4 protein-coding genes are annotated in these 4,392 nt (G+C 37.0%); 2 read left to right on the top strand and 2 right to left on the bottom strand.

What is annotated here, in order from left to right; genetic code table 11:
* Positions 1 to 233: 233 nt before the first annotated feature.
* Complete coding sequence (locus tag AC3DU7_RS26400; RefSeq protein WP_488042250.1) at positions 234 to 1,148, top strand: hypothetical protein; 915 nt, start codon at positions 234 to 236, stop codon at positions 1,146 to 1,148.
* Positions 1,149 to 1,612: 464 nt separating this feature from the next.
* Positions 1,613 to 2,083: an SsrA-binding protein SmpB gene (gene smpB / locus AC3DU7_RS26395; RefSeq protein WP_124154743.1), complete on the top strand. Its 471-nt coding sequence runs from the start codon at positions 1,613 to 1,615 to the stop codon at positions 2,081 to 2,083.
* A gap of 350 nt (positions 2,084 to 2,433) precedes the next feature.
* On the opposite strand, the gene AC3DU7_RS26390 is transcribed toward smpB, so the two are convergent.
* The gene (locus AC3DU7_RS26390) at positions 2,434 to 3,120 is read right to left on the bottom strand and encodes a hypothetical protein (protein WP_488042249.1); all 687 of its coding nucleotides are present in this window, start codon (positions 3,118 to 3,120) and stop codon (positions 2,434 to 2,436) included.
* 405 nt (positions 3,121 to 3,525) lie between these two features.
* On the bottom strand, positions 3,526 to 4,392 hold an 867-nt coding region (locus tag AC3DU7_RS26385), incomplete at its 5' end, for a LysR family transcriptional regulator (RefSeq protein WP_488042248.1).

Genomic DNA, 4,392 nt, shown 5'->3' with positions numbered 1-4,392 from the left:
CAAAGCTCATGCAATCATTCATGGGTAAGTTTGGGTAAGTTTAGTAGAACGGTTCAATGCCTCATTAATTTACAAATTTTTATGTTATCATCGAACAGTGCTGGTCTGCAGCTCATCGCCGCCAGTAATGAACCATGAAAATTTAATCGGATCTGGGGTTGTTGGCCCGAATTCCTAGTTAACTGTGGGAAAACGTAAAATCTGATTGCGGAACTAGGTGAGCAGTTTTTTATGTGCAAAAAGAGCGGTGGGGCATCTCGTTCTTAGAGCTTCGTGGAGTCCGACGGGATACCGGGACTGTGAAACGAGAGAGCTTACACTATACCGTCAGGTTAGTGTGGGAGTATGTCACTTCAAAAGGTATAGATAAAATGTCAGAAGACCAACCAAAACAACCAAATTTAGAACAACCTGAAACTGAAGCAGTCCATCAAGAATCAACAGAAACTGCTTCCGTGATACCCGAAAGTCAACCTCAACAACAATCTACTACTGAAAAAAAATCAGTAGTGGCCAAACCTGGTTTTGGACAACAGGTTTTAGGATTAGTTCGTTCCTTATTACCATCGTCCCTAAGTCAGAAACTTTCTGATGGGTTATTGACGGGGGCGATCGCTAGTATTTTTGTTTTCATTCTAGTAATTATTTTTGTTTCTGTTTCCCCTAGTAAACCTGCTACTGAGGTGGCAAATATTCCTATAGCTGAAGAAACAGAAGCGATCGCTCCGGAAGAGTCTCTACCTCTAAGTGTAGATCCAGAAGTATTAGAAAATTCATTTTCTGAAGCTCCTGAATCTATGGAAGAAATTATACCTTCGCCTCCAGAGTTGACACCAGAGCAAACTTTAATTGTGTCAATTCAAAATCAAATTGATGACCTGATTAATCAATATGGTGCCGGAATTACTGAATCTTTAAGAGTTAATTTTCCCAGTAGTTTATTAATTGTTGAACTGAATAATGATTGGTATGACAAAACTGAGGAAGAACAAGATAAATTAGTTAACCAAATGTTTCAAGAAACACAAGATTTAGATTTTAGTAAGTTACAAGTTATTAACTCTCAAGGTAGAGTTATAGCTCGTAGTTCAGCAATAAGTTCCGAAATGATTATTTTAGAGCGATCGCTTTTAGAAATACCAGGTTAATGAAGTCAGAAGTCAGAAGTCAGAAGGATGATTTTAATAGTTTTATAGTTTTGTAGTTTTGTGGAATGGGCATCTTGCCCGTTCCTGCTCCTCAGCAATGCCAAAATTTGTTCAAAACCTATTTAGGAAAACTATAGTATCAATTTAAATTAAAACAGCTTAATAATCAGAAAAATATTTAACTATAGTTGATTCAGCTATTGATAACCAAGGCATTTATACAAAAAGTATATTATTAAAATTTTTTACTTATAGTAGTTTTTTAATTCATCTACAGGATTTACGCAAATTGACTATTAAACCACCATTTGTAGGGGCGAATGGTATTGGCTAACGCCAAGCTCCGCTAACGCCCTCCCTACATATAGAGTTTTTGCATAAGTCCCGATCTGTTGCCATAACCAATAATTTTGTAGTATAATCAAAAGCTACAAATAAAAAATTAAGTGTAGTTAGAATATTTTATGAATAAAAAAAGTGGTGAAGGACGTAAAATAATTAGTGATAATCGCCAAGCTAGATTTAACTATCATATTATTGAAACTTATGAAGCTGGTGTTGCATTACAAGGAACGGAGGTAAAATCCATCCGGGAAGGTAAGGTCAATTTACGAGATGGTTATGCCTTAATTCGTAATAATGAAGCATGGTTACTGAACGTTCATATTTCTCCATATCAAAAAGCAGGAGAATTTTTCAATCATGAACCTCGTCGTAGTAGAAGGCTATTGTTACACAAACAAGAAATTCGTAAATTGATTGGTAAGGTAGAACAACAGGGATTAACTTTAGTGCCATTGAGGATGTATTTTAAGCGCGGTTGGGTAAAAGTTGATATTGCTTTGGCACAGGGTAAAAAGCTCCATGATAAGCGTGAAACTATTAAACAACGAGATGATAAACGGACTATGCAAAGAGTAATGAAGCAATACTAGAGCAGCTATGCGGAAGTTAAAAGCGAGTGCGTAATTCTGATATTTCTTCAGAATGTAAAACGAACTCAAGACAGTCAAAATTATTAATTTGTAATTATTTTAGGATTTTGTAACCAGTTATTTCCGCCATCCTGCACTAGAGTCACCAATTATATCCTTACCTTAGTAAATTGAAGCTTTAGTTTGCTCATTCAACAATTAATAATTAATCATTATCTTTTCTGAAATGGATAGGATTGATGAAAAGGATTTTTTTCTTTATTTCTTAATATGAAATACAAAAAATTGTGCTACTTACAAATCTCCCCATCTCTCCCAACTATATAATAAGTATTCAACCAGATTTTATATTAGTAAGTATCGTTATATTCATATTCATAATTGTAGGAGTCTTCAAAATTAGTGGCGACTCTAACTCCATTAGGATCGACAGTACATACAAACTTATTTTTTTCTCCATAAACATTTACCCATCCTCGCCACTGCCAACCGTCAGCAGTTTTAGTCACATTCTGAGTAGAAGACCACCGCCCATTAGTAGGTAATCCCATTTCATATTGCATAAAATTTTTACAAGAATTTACAACACTAATATTACTTTTATAAATGCGATCGCTACCTCCATAAAAACGATCGGGGAAATAATCAGGATAAGTTTCTTGATGAAAATATGCTGTTACTTCATTGTTATCAAGATTGCAAATAAAATTGCTTCGTTCCCCATCAAATTCTACCCAACCTTGCCATTGCCAACCAGATGTAGATTCAGTTATATTTTCTACTGAAGACCACTGACTATGGCGAGGAATTCCCATTTCGTATTCCATAAATTCTTGACAAGAACTTACAATATAACTGGCATTAGTATTAGTTGGGGTGTAATTTTTTATTCTTGCTTTTCCACGATTTATATAGTTAGGATAACTAGAACTGTGATAGCTATCATGTTTAAGTTTAATATGACTATTGTCACCAATGTCACAGGCTGCTAGAAAAACAACTGTAGCTAAAGTTATTGCTAGATTTTTGTTGTTCATTATTCTGTGCTATAAAATAAAATTTATAATATATAGTAGCACTAAAGGTGACTTTTAGAGCTGATTTTCTACAAGAATATCAAAATCAGCTAATAGGCGTTTATTTTTAGATTTTCTCTTAAAATTGCCAAGTATTGTTCAAAATTTTTCCCATATAGCTAATGTGCGCTGGCATATGTACAAATTACAGGAGGTATCCAATAGCTAAAAGTCTTATATTACTCCTTCGGAATGCTACACAAACGGTTTTTTATTCCCCCTGTTGCCTCACAGGAGTGCGCGTTCCCTCACAGGAGTCAGCATTCCGCAAGCGAGCTGACGGCGACGCGGGGTCTGACCGCTTGCGACTAACGTCGTCGCGGGGTCGCACCGCTGTTGCCTGTTGCCTGTTGCCTGCGCACAGCGCTATAAAAGTGAGTTACCAAGGCGTTGAATTAAGAAATCAATGAAAGTTTTAATTCTCAAGGAATTACGACGATTAGGTAGATAAAGTGCATAAATACCTGTATCCATATCCGTATGGGGATAGAACTGAAAATCGTTAAGTACAGCTTGGAGAAGACCCCCACGGATATCTTCTCCAATTAACCAGGTTGGCATTAAAATCAAACCAGCACCATCTAAACAAACTTGCCGAAGGACTTCTGAATTATTTGCTACCAACGAGCCATTAACTTTAACTTCACACACCTCTTTGTCTCCCTTAAATCGCCAAATTTCATAACCAGTGGAATAGCTAAAGCACAAACAATTATGGTCAGCTAAATCTTCAGGATGCTCTGGTTTGCCATACTGCTGAAAATAGGCTGGACTGCCACAAACTTTGCGTGTGTATGAGGCGAGTTTGCGGACGATCCAAGTAGCGCCAGAACGTTCAAGATTACCCAAACGAATCACCACATCAAGTTGCTCATCAACTGGATTAGCTAATCCATCACTCAAGGTCAAATTTAGTTGCATTTCAGGATATTGCACGAGAAAATCCCGAACCAGAGGTGCAATGTAGAGTCTGCCAAAAGCTACAGGTAAACTAACTCGCAATAGACCCCGTGGTACTTCATCCTGTTCTGCAACTGAAAGATTAGCTGCTTCTACATCTTGAAGAATTTGCACCACCTTCTCATAATATCTGCGTCCTTGGGGAGTGAGAGTAATACTACGAGTGGAACGGTTGGTTAATTGGGTATGGAGTAGGGTTTCCAGAGCATTAACTTGACGAGTAACTGAAGAAACAGCAACTCCTAACTGCCGAGATGCTTCCGAAAAGTTCCC

This window comes from Okeania sp. (assembly GCF_983059655.1).
The sequence above is the reverse complement of the archived record's forward strand: the minus strand, read 5'-3'. Positions and strand labels throughout refer to the sequence as shown.

What these genes read in the sequence shown, in the direction of transcription:
- AC3DU7_RS26390 (WP_488042249.1), bottom strand. Translation starts at nt 3,120, where the DNA reads ATGAACAACAAAAATCTAGCAATAACTTTAGCTACAGTTGTTTTTCTA.
- smpB (WP_124154743.1), top strand. Translation starts at nt 1,613, where the DNA reads ATGAATAAAAAAAGTGGTGAAGGACGTAAAATAATTAGTGATAATCGC.